We start from the raw sequence: 14,909 nt of genomic DNA on the forward strand, positions 1-14,909 counted from the left end.
ACATGCCCTCATCTTTTCTTCATTCAACCGTGACGATGATAATTATGTAAAACAAATGAGACCCGCCGTGCCGTGTTGACCCCCGGCGCTTCGAATCGTCCAGATGAAAGCCGCCTTGCTCCATCGACGCCATGACACCCAGCCCCGCTGCTCGATGCTGAACGGATGGATGTGCTGGACGGCATGCCTGGCGTTAGTTTGTTTATTCAGACCATCCACCGCGTCCGACGCCGCACCGCCCGCACATCCCCTCGCTCAGATCCGCGCCAGCACCTCGTCGGCGATGGCCAGCGACGCGGTCAGCCCCGGCGATTCGATGCCGAACAGTTGCACCAGGCCCGGCACGCCGTGCTGCGCCGGCCCGTCGATGCGGAAATCGGCCGCCGGCTCGCCCGGGCCGCTGATCTTGGGGCGGATGCCGGCATAGGCCGGCTGCAGCGAGCCATCGGGCAAGGCCGGCCAGTAGCGCCGGATCGCGGCGTAGAAGCCCTCGGCGCGCCCGGGATCGACCGTGTAGTCGGCCTGGTCGATCCATTCGACGTCCGGCCCGAAGCGGGCCTGGCCGCCCAGATCCAGCGTCAGGTGCACGCCCAGGCCGCCGGGCTCGGGCACCGGATAGACCAGACGGCTGAACGGCGCGCGCCCGGACAGCGCGTAGTAGTTGCCCTTGGCCAGCCGGGCCCGCGGCAACGCATCGGCCGGCAGGCCCTCGATGCCGGCACACAGGGCGGCGGCCAGTGGCGGCGCATCCAGGCCGGCGCTGTTGACCAGCAGCCCGCAGGCGATGCGGGTGGGCTGTGCGCCGCCGACCTCCAGCAGCCAGCCGTCGGCGCTGCGCCCGCCGGCCAGCACCGGGCTGCGCAGACAGACCGCACCGCCCGCCCGCTCCAGATCGCCCTGCAGCGACAGCATCAGCGCATGGCTGTCGACGATGCCGGTCGACGGGCTCTCGAGCGCCGCCGTGCAGCGCAGCTGCGGCTCGCGCGCGCCGGCCTCGGCCGCCGTCAAGCGGCGCAGGTCATCGACCCCGTTGGCCAGCGCGGCGGCGCGGATGCGGTCCAGCTCGGCGTCCTGTGCCGCATCGGTGGCCACGATGAGCTTGCCGCAGCGCCGGTGCGGCAGACCGCGCTCGGCCGCGTACGCATAGAGCAGCGCGCGGCCGCGCACGCACAGCCGGGCCTTCAGCGAGCCGGCCGGGTAGTAGATGCCGGCGTGGATGACCTCGCTGTTGCGGGCGCTGGTGATGGTGCCGATGGCGTCCTCGCGCTCCAGCACCAGGGTGTCGCGTCCGCTGAGCTGCAGCGCACGCGCCACCGCCAGGCCGACGACGCCGGCGCCGATGACGACGCAGTCGATGTGATCGATCGCTTCCATGGGCGCGCAGTGTGCCTGCTGCGCGCACGCTGCGGCGGCGGACCGCTCAGTCCGTCGACAGGCCGCCCCGCCCCCGCCCGGCCTTGATCGCCCCGCGCTGCGACTTGTGATCCAGCCGCCGACGCTGCGAGGCGCGCGTGGGCTTGGTCGGCCGGCGCGGCGGGTCGACATGGGCGGCCGCATCGACCAGCGCCTGCAGGCGGGCCAGGGCCTCGGCCCGGTTGCGCTCCTGCGTGCGGGCGGTCTGGGCCTTGATCACGATGACGCCCTCGCGGCTGATCCGGCTGTCTGATCCCGCCAGCAGCCGCAAGCGCACCGCCTCGGGCAGCGAGGACGCCGCGATGTCGAAGCGCAGCTGGACCGCGGTGGCGACCTTGTTGACGTTCTGGCCGCCCGGGCCCTGGGCCCGGATGGCGGTGAAGGTCAACTCGGCGGGATCGATGGGGATCATGGCCGCCAGTATCGCGGGATGTGGCGGCTCGCGGCCCTGCGCGGGGGGCGGCACCACCGGCCCGCCCGTCCCCCATCCGCAGGATCGGGCGGACTGTCCCGACCCTCTGTTACAGACGGGGGTCGGCCATGATCGGACATGGCCGACGACAGCCCCACCCCCCTGCCCTCGGCCAGCGCCGAGCCCACGCCCGACGACACGCCGCAGGACGTGCGCGACCGCTTGCGCATGATCGACGCGGCCGCCCGCGCCGAGTACGCCACCGTGCACGGCGCCCTGCCGGCGGACCTGCCGCCCGATGGCAGCGGCCGCGTGCGGGCCGCTCTCGCCGCCCACCAGCACACGCTGCCCGACGCGCAGGCGCAGGTCGCGCTGTGCCTGTCGGGCGGCGGCATCCGCAGCGCCACCTACGGCCTGGGCGTGCTGCAGGGACTGGCGCGTGCCGGTGTGCTGGGCCGCTGCCACTTCCTGTCCAGCGTCTCGGGCGGCGGCTACATCGCCAGCTGGCTGACCGCCTGGCGGCGACGCTGCGCGGACCCCGCCGAGCCGCTGCGGGCACTGGCCGCGAGCGCCGGCGGCACCCCGGGCGTCGAGACGGCCGGCCCGCGCCGCGCCACGCACGCGCTGGACGCCCCGGAGGCCGCACCCATCCACCACCTGCGCGCCTACAGCAACTACCTGAGCCCGGCCACCGGCCTGAGCGCCGACCTGATGGCCCTGGTCGGCACCTTCTGCCGCAACCTGGTGCTGCACTGGAGCGTGCTGCTGCCGCTGCTGGCCGCCGTGCTGCTGTTGCCGCGGCTGCTGCTGGTGCTGCAGGCGGAGGTGCTGGCCGCGGCGACCGATCCGGCCCGGCGGTGCCTGCTGGTCGCCAGCCTGGTTGGGGCCGCGGCACTGCTGATCGGCATGGCCGTCGCCTACATGGCGGCCGATCTGCCCGGCCCGCCGCCGCCGCAGCCGGTGGCCGACCGCTTCCGCCGCGCGCACCTGGCGCCGCTGGGTCTGGCCGCCCTGCTGCTGACCCTGCTGGCACCGCTGCTGACGGCGCCGGCCGACTCCACGCCCATCACCACGTCCATCACCACGCTCATCATCTGGGCACTGTGCGGCGCGGGGCTGCACCTGAGCGCCGGCGGGCTGGGATGGCGCTGGCGCCGCTGGCGAGGCCTGCCACCGCGCAGCGAGCCGCGGCCACTGGCCAACGTGATCACAGCCGCGGCCACCGGCGCCATCGGCGCGGCCACCCTGGCCTGGCTGCTGCCGGTCCTCGGCACGCAGGCCGCCACCACCGACGGCCGCATCCCGCTGCTGATCGTCGGCCCGCCGCTGACGCTGGCGGTGTTCTGGCTGGCCGTCACGCTGCACGCCGGCTGGACGCGCCACTTCAAGGGCGAGGAGGACCGCGAATGGTGGGCCCGCGCCGCCGGCCAGTGGATGCTGCTGGCCCTGGCCTGGACGGCGCTGACGGTCAGCGTGCTGTGGCTGCCCGCGTGGGTGCTGCAGGTGCTGCCGGAGAAGTGGAAGGTCGGCGTGCCGGGGGTCGGCGTGCTGACGGTGCTCAGCGGCGTGATGACCAGCGCCATCGGCTACTGGAGCCAGCGGGGCGCGAAGCTGATCCCGCACGCCGAGCGCCTGGTCGAGCGGCTGCAGGCCCGCGCGCTCGACCTCGCCGCGGCCGCCTTCCTGCTGCTGCTGACGCTGTCGATGGCGGTGGTGCTGGCCGTGGTGCTGCATCCGCCGGGCAGCGCCGAGGCCGGGTCGGCGCTCGCGCTGGCACAGCGCTACCGCGACGACCTGCTGCATCAGGCCCCATGGCCGGCGCTGGGCACCTTCGCCGCCTGCATCGGACTGGCCGCGGTGATGGCCTGGTTCATCGGCGTCAACACCTTCTCGCTGCACGGCATGTACGCCAACCGGCTGATCCGGGCCTATCTGGGCGCCAGCCAGATGCAGCGCCGCCCGCACCCGTTCACCGGCTTCGATCCGCACGACAACCTGCCGCTGGCCGAGCCCGCCGGACCGCCCGCCCCGGCGCGCGACGGCGATGCCGCCACGCGCAGCGGCCAGCGCCTGTTCCCGGTGATCCAGGCCGCGCTGAACCTGGTGCAGGCCTCGGGCGACCGGCTGGAGTGGCAGCAGCGCAAGGCCGCCAGCTTCACGCTGACCCCGCTGCACTGCGGCAGCGACGTGCTGGGCCATGTCCCCACCGCCCACTACAGCAGCCGCAAGGCCGGCGGCCTGTCGCTCGGGCGGGCGATGGCGATCTCGGGGGCCGCCGCCTCGCCCAACATGGGCTATCACAGCTCGACGCTGGTGGCGATGGTGATGAGCCTGTTCAACGTGCGCCTGGGCTGGTGGCTGCCGAATCCGCGGGCCCGTCGCGCAGGCGAGACCGATGACATGGCCGGGGACACGGCCGGTGCCAGGGACCGTGCGGCGACGGCAGGCCGCGCAGCCGCGCCCCCGGTGCGCCCGCCCCCCGCGGACGACCTGGTCGCCTGGCCGGGACGCGCGGCCTGGATCCGCTGGGGGCGTGCCGAGCCCCGCTTCGGCCTGGGCACGCTGCTCGGCGAGACGCTGGCCCGCACCTCGGCCCAGCGCGATTTCGTCTACCTGTCCGACGGCGGCCACTTCGAGAACCTGGGCCTGTACGAGATGGTGCGTCGCCGCTGCCGGCTGATCATCGTCAGCGACGCCACGGCCGACGCCGGCTTCAGCCACGATGACCTGCAATCGGCCGTGCGCAAGATCCGCATCGACCTGGGCATCTCGATCAGCTTCGAGCGCGGCCTGCCGACGGCAGCCTCGGTGCGCCGCAACGGCCGGCCCTGGTGCACCGGGCGCATCGCCTATGGCGACGCCGACGGTCCGCTGGCACGCGATGGCCTGCTGGTCTACCTGAAGCCGGCCCTGTGGGACGGCCTGCCGCTGGATCTGCTGCGTTACGCGCAATCGCTGCCGACCTCGCGCGCCGCCTTTCCACACCAGAGCACGGCCGACCAGTTCTTTGACGAGGCCCAGTTCGAGAGCTACCGCATGCTGGGACTGCTCAGCGCGCTGCAGCCCTTCGCCGACGGACGCTGGCCGCCGCTGGACGAGGGGCCCGACCACCGGGACCCGCCGTCCACGCCGTCCACGCCGTCCACGCCGTCCACGCCGTCCACGCCGGCTTGAGCAGCGCTTGAGCGTCGCCTGAGCGGCCTGCGCGCTCAGCGCGTGAGCCGAGCCATCCTCCCCGCAGCGCATGTGGGATCGGGCGGACCGGGCTACGCTGCGGCCGCAGGCGAGCCGGTGTGCGGGGCCTTGCGCGGACCACCCTGCGGGCCACCATGTGGACCAGCACATGGGCACCTGCGCGCATCCGGCAGCGTCCCTGCGCCAGCGCCATGACGGCGCCCCACCTGCCCGGAGGACCCGATGATCAACCGCACGTTCTTCTTCTCGCATGCCCGCGAGGTGCTGTTCACCGGCCGGCTCAGCCAGGCCCAGGTCAACGGCCTGAACCACCTGCTCGACGCCTGGGAGCGCGAGCATGCGGCGCAGGATGACCGTTGGCTGGCCTATGCGCTGGCCACCAGCTTCCACGAGACGGCCTTCACGATGCAGCCGGTGCACGAACGGGGCGGCGCGGCCTGGTTCCACCGCATGTACGACCCGGACAGCCCGCTGCCCGCCCGTGCCCGCCTGGCCCGCGCGATGAAGGCGCGGCCCGGTGACGGCGTGCTCTTCCACGGCCGCGGCCATGTGCAGCTGACCTGGCGCTGCAACTACGAGACGATGGGCCGGGCCTTCGACATCGACCTCAGCTCCAGCGCCGAGGCCGCCGACCGCGCGCTGCAGCCGGCGCTCGCCGCCCGCATCCTGTTCAAGGGCATGGCCGACGGCCTGTTCACCGGCCGCCGGCTGTCGCAGTACTTCGACGGCCCGAAGGAGGACTGGAAGAATGCGCGCCGGATCATCAACGGCCTGGACTGCGCCGAGGCGATCGCCGTCTACGGCCGCAAGTTCTATTCATGCATTTCCTACACCACGTCCTGAGCGCACTGACGGCGGTGGCCGCGCTGGCCGCCGCCACGGGCAGCGCGGCTGCCGCGGCCTCATCGCCGACCGGCGCCACCGAGCCCGCTCCGGCGGCCGCATCCGCCACCTCCACCGCCACCGCCCCCGCCTCCACCACGGCCGGCCTGCCCACGCTGCGCTGCGGCTGGTTCGTCAACCCGACGCCGGGCAACGCCTGGCTGATCGACCGCGACGGGGAATGGGTGATCGGCCTGCAGGGCGGCCATCAGGCCGACGGCGACTGGCCGACCTTCAGCGCCGCCCGCTGGGTGCGCGACAACGGCCATTACGGCCACGGCTGCGCCTGTCTGCGGATGACGACGGACCCGCACACGCGGCAGGTGCTGCGCATCGACGAGGCGGCCAGCCGCCCGCTGGCGGTCTGCCGGCGCGACCGGCGCCTGCCGCGGCCCTGAGCCAGCGGCCCGGCCGCTACGGGGCCGGCCGTGGGTGTGCCGGCAGCTCCTGGGTCGGCAGCTCCTGGGTCGGCAGCTCCTGGGCCGGCAGCGCCAGCTGCGGCCGCTCGAAGAAGCGCAGCACCGCCTGCAGCACCGGCGTGCGCAGCGCGTCGCGTTCGATCAGCAGCTCGTGGCGGGCGTCGGGCAGCAGCCAGGGGCCGCCGTCGGCACCACCGCAGCGGCGGGCCTGCGGATCGGCCGCGCGCCAGGCCGCGCAGAAGGCCTGCGCACCCTGCGGATGAACGATGCGGTCGCCCTCGCCGATGGCCAGCAGCAGCGGCTGGCGGATGCGCGCGGCCTGCTCGCGCGCCGCGCGGGCCCCGGCGCAGGCCTGCACCGTCCAGCCGAAGGTGGCGCTGCCCAGCCGGGCCTCGGGCTGTGCCCGGTAGACCGCATGCAGGCGCTCCAGGCGCAGCGCACTGCCGGTCAGGCGGTTGCCGTCGAAGTCACGCTCGCGCCAGTCGCCGCCGCCGGGGATGTAGCGTGCGCCCAGGCCCAGCGCATCGGCGCTGCGGGCCACGCCGCACAGCAGACCGTCGGCGGTCGCATCGCCCAGACCGCGGATGGCCATCATCGGCGACAGCAAGGCCACGGCGCCGAAGGCCGCGGCCTCGGGCGTGTCCTGCTGCAGCAGGCGCGCGCTGATCGCGCCGCCCATCGAGTGGGCCAGCAGGCGCAGCTCGCGGTGGCCGGCCGGCAGCAGCCGGGTGCGCACCAGCTCGCGCAGGTCGTCGACATAGTCGTCGAAACGCTCGACATGGCCGTGCTGGCGCCGGCCTTCGCGATCGACGGCGGGCTCACGTCCCGACAGGCCCTGGCCGCGGTGGTCGTACAGATAGACCGACCAGCCGGCCTGGTACAGATCCCAGACCGTCTCCTGGTACTTGGCCATGGTCTCGGTGCGGCCGGAGACGATCAGCACCGCGCCGCGCTCGGCCGCCCGGTCGGGCTGCAGGAAGACGCGCCAGGCCAGCGGCACACCGCCGACGCCGATCATCCGCCCGACCGGCGGGCCCGCCGCCCAGAAGCGGTCGAGCAGCAGGCGTGCCTCGGGCAGGGCCAGCGCGGCCTCGCGGCCGTCCCAGGGCAGCCGTGGATGGAAGGCCGGCGCGGCCGCGCGGCCCGGCGGCGCGGCAAGGGCTGCGGGACCGGTGCGGCGGGCGGCGGGGGTGTGGGCATGGTCCTGTGCCGCGACGCGCGCGTCCGGCGCAGCGGACGCATCCGACGGCAGTGCACTCGCCGCCGCACCCGAGGCGGCATCGCGCACCGACACGGCCGCCGACGAGGCCGCCTGCGCCATCCCCTCGGTCGCGACGATGCCCAGGCCGAGACCCGCGGCAGGCAGCAGAAGGCGGGCACACAGGCGCATGGCCGCACGATACGGCCGGCGCGCGAGCGTCAAACGGCAAGCAGACATCCTGGGTGACCCCTTTCCACGGTTTGGGCCCTGAAGCCGGTGCCGACCCGCATCAGCCGGGCGCCACGCCCGTGGCCGCTGCAGGCGACTTCAAGCCGCACTCACCCGCCAGATCACATCCCCGACATCGTCGGCCACCAGCAGCGCGCCATCGGCCGCCAGCGCGACGCCCACCGGTCGGCCGTAGCTGACCGACTCGTCCTCGGCCAGGAAGCCGCCCAGGATCTGGCGCGGTGCGCCGCAGGGCCGGCCATCGGCGAAGGGCACGTGGATCACCTGGTAGCCCGACAGGGTGCTGCGGTTCCACGAGCCGTGCTGGCCGATGACCATGCCGTCCTGCGCAAAGCCCGGCAGCGTGCCGCCGGGCACCCAGCACAGGCCGAGCGAGGCGGTGTGGCCGCCCAGCGCGTAGTCGGGCGTCAGCGCGCGGGCCACGCGGGCCGCGTCCTGCGGCACGCGGTCGTCGACGGTGCGGCCCCAGTAGCAGTAGGGCCAGCCGTAGAAGCCACCCTCGCGCACCGAGGTCAGGTAGTCGGGCGGGGTCTCGTCGCCCAGGCCGTCGCGCTCGTTGACGACGGTCCACAGCGCACCGGTGTGCGGCTCCCAGGCCAGGCCCACCGGGTTGCGCAGGCCCTCGGCCCAGGGCCGGGCCTGGCCGCTGGCCAGGTCCAGCTGCCAGATGCAGGCGCGGCCTTCCTCGGCCGCCAGCCCCTCATCGCCGATGTTGCTCAGCGAACCGACGCCGATGTAGAGCCGCTGCCCGTCCGGGCTGGCCAGCAGGCTGCGCGTCCAGTGGCCGCCGGGCTTGAAGCTGCACAGCGGGCGGCCCGGGCCGTCGAGCCGGGTGGCGCCGGGCACCCACGGATAGGCCACCACGCCGTCGGTGTTGCCGACGTAGAAGGTGTCGCCGATGAGGGCCATGCCGAAGGGCTGGCGCAGGCCGGCGGCACGGTCGAGCAGCACGTCGCGGCGCTCGGCCACGCCATCGCCGTCGGCATCGGTGAGCAGCGTGATGCGGTCGGGGCTCTCGCCGACGGCACCGGCCCGCTTCATCGTGCTGACCATGGCCAGATCGAACAGCGAGCCCGGCGGGCCCGGCCTGGACAGCGCCTCGGCCACCGCCACCCGGCCATCGGGCAAGACCTGCAACCAGCGCGGATGGCGCAGGCCGGAGGCATAGGCCTGCACCTTCAGACCGGCGGCCGCGCGGGGCGTCTGGCCCGGTGCCCAGCCCTGGGCGGTGGGCATCTTCAGCGTCGGGATGCGGCCCTGCGGCCGCGCGGCGGGAATCTGCGGCTGTGGCCCCAGCGCCTGCGGGCCGACCGGGCCGCGCAGGCGCCGCCAGGCGATGGCCGCGTCACCGACGGTGGCGACGACACGGGCGAACAGATCCAGGGCGGAGGACATCGGTGACGGGCGCCGTGGCGCGAAAGTGCGTGAGGCTTCCAGCATGCCAGCACACCGGCGGCGCGGCCATCGGCGGCCACCCGCGCGACCGCCCGGCGAGCCCTGCCGTGACTGTGCGCTGCTGCAGAACAACTCTGCCGTTCGGGCTGTACCATATCGACACACTCACTCGAATTTTCATGTTCAAAATCAGGTGAGAGAGTTGCCGGCCCGACACGGGCACGGCGACCGTCGATGGCGCATGGACACCGGCCGCCGGCCGCGTGGATGCGCCCGAGGGAAGCGTCTTGAGCCCGGAAGTACTCATCCTCGGCGCCGGCATGATCGGCACCTGCGCAGCCCTGCAACTGGCACGGCGCGGCCTGCGCGTGGCGCTGCTGGACCGGCGCGAGCCCGGGCGCGAGACCTCGTACGGCAATGCCGGCCTGGTGCAGCGCGAGGCGGTGCAGCCCTATCCCTTCCCGCGCGATGCGCAGGCCCTGGGGGATGCGGCCTTCGGGCGCACGCCGGCCGTGCACTGGCAGGCCGGCGCGCTGCCGGCGCTGCTGGCACCGCTGGCCCGCTACTGGTGGCATTCGGCGCCGCAGCGCCATGCCCGCATCAGCGCCGCCTGGTCGGCGCTGATCGCCCACAGCCAGACCGCCCATGCCGACCTGATCGCCGAAGCCGGCGCCGGTGACCTGATCCGGCCCGGCGGCTATCTGCAGGTCTTCCGCAGCGCGCCGGCACTGGCCCAGGCCGCGGCCAAGGCCCAATCGCTGGCCAGCGCCCATGGCCTCGAACATCAGGTGCTGGATGCCCGTCGGCTGCAGGCGCTGGAGCCGGCGCTGCACCCGGGCCCGGCCGGCGCCGTGCACTGGCAGCAGCCCTGGGCGGTGCGCGATCCGGGCGCACTGGTCCAGCGTTATGCACGGCGTCTGGAGCGCCTGGGTGCGCCGCTGCTGCGCGGCGACGCGATGACGCTGGAGCCCTGGGGCGAAGGGTGGCGCGTGCATGCCGACGAGGCCGGCTGGGTGCATGCACCGCGGGTGGTGATCGCGCTCGGCCCCTGGTCGGCCGCGCTGACCCGGCGCCTGGGCTACCGCCTGCCGCTGTTCGTCAAGCGCGGCTACCACCTGCACCACCGGGGGCCGGCCACCGGCCCCGGCCTGCGCCTGCCGGTGCTCGATGCCGAATGCGGCTACGTGCTGGCGCCGATGGCCGCCGGCCTGCGCCTGACCACCGGCGCGGAGTTCGCCCCGCTGGACTCGCCGCCGACGCCCGTGCAGCTGGCGCGCGCCAGCGCCTGCGCCCGCGAGCTGATCGAGCTCGGCGAGCCGCTGGAGGCCGAACCCTGGCTCGGCAACCGCCCTTGCAGCGCCGACATGCTGCCCTTCATCGGCGAGGCCCCACGCCACCCCGGCCTGTGGTTCGATTTCGGTCACGGCCACCAGGGCTTCACCCTCGGGCCGGTCAGCGGCACGCTGCTGGCCGATCTGATGACCGGCGCGCCGCCGCTGGTGGATCCGCGGCCCTACGCACCGGCCCGGATCTGAGCGGCCGCATCGGGCCCCGATCCTCGCCACCCTGCAGCCGCGCAGCACGCCGTGGCAGGGCTGAACGACCCCGCGGTCGGCGAGGCCGCCGCGGGCCTGCCTAGAATCCGCACCCGTCGGCTGCAGAGCCGACAGCGTTCTCAGGGCGGGGCGGAATTCCCCACCGGCGGTATCCGTGGCCTCGTGCCGTGGCAGCCCGCGAGCGCCCGGCCACCGCCCTGGTGGCGGCCGGGGTCAGCAGATCCGGTGCGATGCCGGAGCCGACGGTCACAGTCCGGCTGAAAGAGATCGCGTGGTCACGGCGTCGGCGCGCGCGAGCGCATCGGCGCCGCGTTTGCGTGCGCCCTGATTCTGGAAACGACTGACCGAGTCCCCCATGAATCAGACCCTTGTGTCCCCCTCGTCCTCCACCGCGGCCGCCGGCCGCAGTCCGCGCCGCCGGCGCATCGCGATCGTCGCCGCCAGCTGGCACCGCGACATCGTCGACAACGCCACCGGCCACGCCCGCGCGGAGCTCGCCCGCCTGGCGGCGCTGGCCCCCGAGATCGACCAGTTCGATGTCCCCGGCGCCTTCGAGATCCCGCTGCACGCGCAGCGCCTGGCCGCCAGCGGCGCCTACGACGCCATCATCGCCTGCGGCCTGATCGTCAACGGCGGCATCTACCGCCACGAGTTCGTCACCTCGGCCGTCATCGACGGCCTGATGCGGGTGCAGCTCGACAGCGGCGTGCCGGTGTTCTCCGCCGTGCTGACGCCGCGCGACTTCCACGACCACGCCGACCACCAGCAGTTCTACGCCGAGCACTTCAAGAAGAAGGGCGTGGAAGTGGCGCAGGCCTGCATGGCCACGCTCGACAGCCTGGAGCGGCTGCCGGCGCTGCCGCGCTGAGGGTCACGGCGGGTGCCGGGCTGAACGGCTGATCGGCTGACGGGCCCGCCCGCGGTTCAGGGGTTCAGGCCTCGGTGCCGGGGTCGGGATCGGGATCCGGCGCGGCCCGCGATTCCAGCGCCACCATCCAGCGCGACAGCTGTGCATCCAGCGTCGCCAGGCCCTCGGCGCTCAGGCCGGCGAGCAAGGCCCGCTCGGCCTCGACATGGGTCTCGACGGCCCGCTCCACCCGCGCCAGGCCGTCGGCGCTCAGGCGCACCAGCAGGCTGCGCGCATCCTGCGGGTTGGGCAGGCGCTCGATCCAGCCGCGCTCCTCCAGCCGCTTCAGGCGGTGGGTCATGGTGCCCGAGGTCACCATCAGCGTCGAGAACAGCTCGGTCGGGCTCAGGCAGTACGGTGCGCCGGCGCGCCGCAGCGTGGCCAGCATGTCGAACTCCCAGACGCTCAGCTCAAGCCGCGCGAAGTTGGCGGCCAGCGCCTGCTCCAGCAAGGCCGCACAGCGCTTGAGGCGGCCGATCGGACCCATCGGGCTCACGTCCAGGTCCGGGCGTTCCCGCGCCCACTGGCGCAGGATGGCGTCGACAGCGTCATCGGCACGTTCCGTGGTCTTCCGGCTCATTGTCTTGACTTCAAGATGATTCAGGCTATGCTTGATTTTATCTTCAAGTCGAGACAAATCATGCCCCAGCCTCCGGTGGCCGCGCCCTGGCGCGATGTCCTGCTGACCGCGATCGCGCCGATGATCTGGGGCTCGACCTACATCGTCACCTCCGAGCTGCTGCCGCCGGATCGCCCGTTCACGGCGGCGGTGATCCGCGTCGTGCCGGCCGGCCTGCTGCTGCTGGCCTGGCAGCGCAGCGGCCTGCCGCGCGCGTGGTGGCCGCGCCTGCTGCTGCTGGCGGCGCTCAACATCGGCGCCTTCCAGGCCCTGCTGTTCGTGGCGGCCTACCGCCTGCCGGGCGGCCTGGCCGCCGTGCTGGGCGCGGTCCAGCCGCTGCTGGTGCTGGCGCTGGCCTGGTGGGCCGATGGCCTGCGGCCGGCACGCCAAGCGCTGATGGCAGCGATCGCCGGTGTGGCGGGCATGGCCGCGCTGCTGCTGTCGCCACGCACCGTGGTCGATGGCCCGGGCATCGCCGCGGCGCTGGCGGGTGCGGCCTGCATGGCCGGCGGGGTCTGGCTGACGCGGCGCTGGCGTCCGCCGCTGCCGGTGCTGGCATTGACCGGCTGGCAACTGCTGCTCGGCGGCCTGATGCTGGTGCCACTGGCCGCCGTGCTGGACGCCCCGCTGCCGCCGCTGGGCGCGACGCAGATCGCCGCCTATGCCTGGCTGAGCCTGGCGGGCGCCCTGCTGGCGTATGCGCTGTGGTTCCGCGGCATCGCGCGCCTGCCCCCGGTGGCCGTCGCCTCGCTCGGCCTGCTCAGCCCCTTGACGGCCGTGCTGCTGGGCTGGCTGCTGCTGGGCCAGGCCATGACGGGGCTGGCCGGTGTCGGCCTGGTCGTCGTGCTGGCCAGCGTGCTGGCGGTGCAGCACAGCGCCCGTGGCGATCAGAGCGCATCGCGCAGCAGCCCCCAGGCCAGCTGCCACATCACCAGCGCGACAACGCCATCGAGCCAACGCCAGGCCTGAGGATGGCGGAACCAGGGCGCCATCCAGCGTGCCCCGAAGCCCAGCAGGGTGAACCAGAGCAGGCTGGCCAGCGCGCCGCCGGTGACGAACCAGGGCTGGGCCGCGGCCGGCAGACGGGCGCCCGCGCCGCCGACCAGCAGCACGCAGTCCAGCCAGACATGGGGATTGAGCAGGGTGAAGGCCGCGCACTGGGCCAGCACCGCCCCCAGGGCCGGCCCGGCATCGGACAGCCGCCCGGCCGTCGCGACCGCGGCCGCATCCACCGCCCCGTCACCCGGGCGCGGCCACAGCGCGCGCCGCATCGCCCTCGCACCGTAGAGCAGCAGAAAGGCCGCACCGGCCCCGGCCAGCGCGCGGGCCAGCGTCGGCGTCTGCGCCACGGCCTGCGCCATGCCGGCGGTGCCGGCGATGAACAGCAAGGCGTCGCAGGCCGCGCACAAGGCCACCACCGGCCCCACATGCCGCCGCTGCAGACCCTGGCGCAGCACGAACAGGTTCTGCGCGCCGATGGCCACGATCAGGCTCGCGCACAGGGCCAGGCCCTGGACGAAGGCGGCCAGCGCGCCGGCCGGGCCGGACATCGAGGACATCGCGGGTGGGACCGCGGCGGCGGCGACCGCGCCGGAGAAAGGATCGAACCAGGACATGGCGCACAGCTTGCCCGTATCGCCCGATGAAGCCAAACTGCATGTTCTTCATCTGCTTCAGAAAAACTGCATCTTCACGCCGCCTCGACCGGCCTCGACCGGTCTCGATCAACCCTCAGCGACCATGCTCGACTACCCTGCCCTCGCGGCCCTGGCCGCCGTCGTGCGCGAAGGCAGCTTCGAACGCGCGGCCCGCGCGCTGCACGTCAGCCCGTCGGCGATCTCGCAGCGCATCCGCCTGCTGGAGGAGCGCACCGGCTGCGCCCTGGTCGTCCGCGGCCAGCCCTGCACCGCGACCGAGGTCGGGCGCCGCCTGTGCCGCCACGTCGACCAGGTGCAACTGCTGGAGCACGAACTGCGCGGCGGCCTGCCCGCCCTGCCCGAGGCCGCGGCGGCCGAGGCGCCCCGGGTCAGCCTGCCGCTGGCCGTCAACGCGGACAGCGTGGCCACCTGGTTCGCACCCGCACTGGCCGGCTGGGCGGCCCAGGCGCCGGTGCTGGTCGACATCGCCGTCGATGACCAGGACCACACCGCCGACTGGCTGCGCAGCGGCGCCGTGATGGCCGCCGTCACCGGCCTCGCCCGTCCGGTGACCGGCTGCAACAGCCTGCCGCTGGGCACGATGCGCTACCGGGCCACGGCCAGCCCCGGCTTCGTCCGCCGCCACTTCGCCGATGGCGTCGGTGCGGCCAGCCTGGCGCGGGCGCCCTGTCTGCAGTTCAACCCCAAGGACGACCTGCAGCACCGCTGGGCACGCACGCTGTGCCACCGCCCGGTCGAGCTGCCGCGCCATCTGATGCCCTCGGCCTCGGGCTTCGTCGCGGCCGCCGTCGGCGGCATGGGCTGGGGCATGAACCCCGACCTGCTGATCGCGCCGCATCTGCAGGCCGGCACGCTGGTCGAACTGGTGCCGGGCACCGCACTCGACGTGCCGCTGTACTGGCAGCACGCCCGGGCCGCCAGCACCTTGCTGGACGGCCTGACGCGCCACCTGATGGTCCAGGCACGGCAGGTGCTGAGCGGCGCCTGAGGCCGGGCCCACCGC

Annotated in this window: 13 protein-coding genes and 1 riboswitch; of the genes, 7 read left to right on the forward strand and 6 right to left on the reverse strand. The window is 74.0% G+C overall.

The annotated features are described in order from the left end of the window. Window positions 1-255: 255 nt before the first annotated feature. A complete protein-coding gene (locus AACH11_RS13745; RefSeq protein WP_341374941.1) occupies window positions 256-1,365 on the reverse strand; it encodes an NAD(P)/FAD-dependent oxidoreductase in 1,110 nt (369 codons plus the stop codon). A gap of 55 nt (window positions 1,366-1,420) precedes the next feature. Then, entirely contained in the window at window positions 1,421-1,825 is a 405-nt protein-coding gene (gene arfB / locus AACH11_RS13750) for an alternative ribosome rescue aminoacyl-tRNA hydrolase ArfB (protein WP_341374809.1), read from the reverse strand. 138 nt (window positions 1,826-1,963) lie between these two features. Here arfB and AACH11_RS13755 point away from each other — a divergent pair, with 138 nt between their 5' ends. From AACH11_RS13755 to AACH11_RS13765, 3 genes are all read left to right on the forward strand, one after another. Next, entirely contained in the window at window positions 1,964-4,999 is a 3,036-nt protein-coding gene (locus AACH11_RS13755; protein ID WP_341374810.1) for a hypothetical protein, read from the forward strand. A gap of 243 nt (window positions 5,000-5,242) precedes the next feature. Continuing rightward, on the forward strand, window positions 5,243-5,863 hold the full coding sequence (locus tag AACH11_RS13760; RefSeq protein ID WP_341374811.1) for a hypothetical protein: 621 nt from the start codon (window positions 5,243-5,245) through the stop codon (window positions 5,861-5,863). After that, window positions 5,839-6,300 (forward strand): DUF4087 domain-containing protein, encoded by a 462-nt coding sequence (locus AACH11_RS13765; RefSeq protein WP_341374812.1) that lies wholly within the window; start codon window positions 5,839-5,841, stop codon window positions 6,298-6,300. The genes AACH11_RS13760 and AACH11_RS13765 overlap by 25 nt, the downstream gene beginning before the upstream one ends. Window positions 6,301-6,316: 16 nt before the next feature. On the opposite strand, the gene AACH11_RS13770 is transcribed toward AACH11_RS13765, so the two are convergent. Continuing rightward, window positions 6,317-7,711, reverse strand: coding sequence for an alpha/beta fold hydrolase (locus tag AACH11_RS13770; protein WP_341374813.1), 1,395 nt, complete (start codon window positions 7,709-7,711; stop codon window positions 6,317-6,319). Between the two features lie 138 nt (window positions 7,712-7,849). Further along, complete coding sequence (locus AACH11_RS13775) at window positions 7,850-9,166, reverse strand: PQQ-dependent sugar dehydrogenase (protein ID WP_341374814.1); 1,317 nt, start codon at window positions 9,164-9,166, stop codon at window positions 7,850-7,852. 287 nt (window positions 9,167-9,453) lie between these two features. Here AACH11_RS13775 and AACH11_RS13780 point away from each other — a divergent pair, with 287 nt between their 5' ends. Next, window positions 9,454-10,701: an FAD-dependent oxidoreductase gene (locus AACH11_RS13780; protein WP_341374815.1), complete on the forward strand. Its 1,248-nt coding sequence runs from the start codon at window positions 9,454-9,456 to the stop codon at window positions 10,699-10,701. A gap of 132 nt (window positions 10,702-10,833) precedes the next feature. Continuing rightward, window positions 10,834-10,995: riboswitch (FMN riboswitch) on the forward strand. Window positions 10,996-11,077: 82 nt separating this feature from the next. Further along, window positions 11,078-11,590 (forward strand): 6,7-dimethyl-8-ribityllumazine synthase, encoded by a 513-nt coding sequence (locus AACH11_RS13785; protein ID WP_341374816.1) that lies wholly within the window; start codon window positions 11,078-11,080, stop codon window positions 11,588-11,590. Between the two features lie 64 nt (window positions 11,591-11,654). On the opposite strand, the gene AACH11_RS13790 is transcribed toward AACH11_RS13785, so the two are convergent. Further along, window positions 11,655-12,209 (reverse strand): MarR family winged helix-turn-helix transcriptional regulator, encoded by a 555-nt coding sequence (locus tag AACH11_RS13790; RefSeq protein ID WP_341374817.1) that lies wholly within the window; start codon window positions 12,207-12,209, stop codon window positions 11,655-11,657. Window positions 12,210-12,269: 60 nt separating this feature from the next. Here AACH11_RS13790 and AACH11_RS13795 point away from each other — a divergent pair, with 60 nt between their 5' ends. Further along, window positions 12,270-13,217: an EamA family transporter gene (locus tag AACH11_RS13795; protein WP_341374818.1), complete on the forward strand. Its 948-nt coding sequence runs from the start codon at window positions 12,270-12,272 to the stop codon at window positions 13,215-13,217. Here the strand turns inward: AACH11_RS13795 and AACH11_RS13800 are convergent. After that, window positions 13,136-13,807, reverse strand: coding sequence for a LysE/ArgO family amino acid transporter (locus AACH11_RS13800; RefSeq protein ID WP_341374819.1), 672 nt, complete (start codon window positions 13,805-13,807; stop codon window positions 13,136-13,138). The two genes, AACH11_RS13795 and AACH11_RS13800, sit on opposite strands and share 82 nt — an antisense overlap. A gap of 181 nt (window positions 13,808-13,988) precedes the next feature. On the opposite strand from AACH11_RS13800, the gene AACH11_RS13805 reads away from it, so the two are divergent. Then, complete coding sequence (locus AACH11_RS13805; RefSeq protein ID WP_341374820.1) at window positions 13,989-14,894, forward strand: LysR family transcriptional regulator ArgP; 906 nt, start codon at window positions 13,989-13,991, stop codon at window positions 14,892-14,894. Window positions 14,895-14,909 lie beyond the last annotated feature (15 nt).

It is taken from the genome of Pseudaquabacterium rugosum (genome assembly GCF_038066575.1).
Classification (GTDB): domain Bacteria; phylum Pseudomonadota; class Gammaproteobacteria; order Burkholderiales; family Burkholderiaceae_C; genus Pseudaquabacterium; species Pseudaquabacterium rugosum.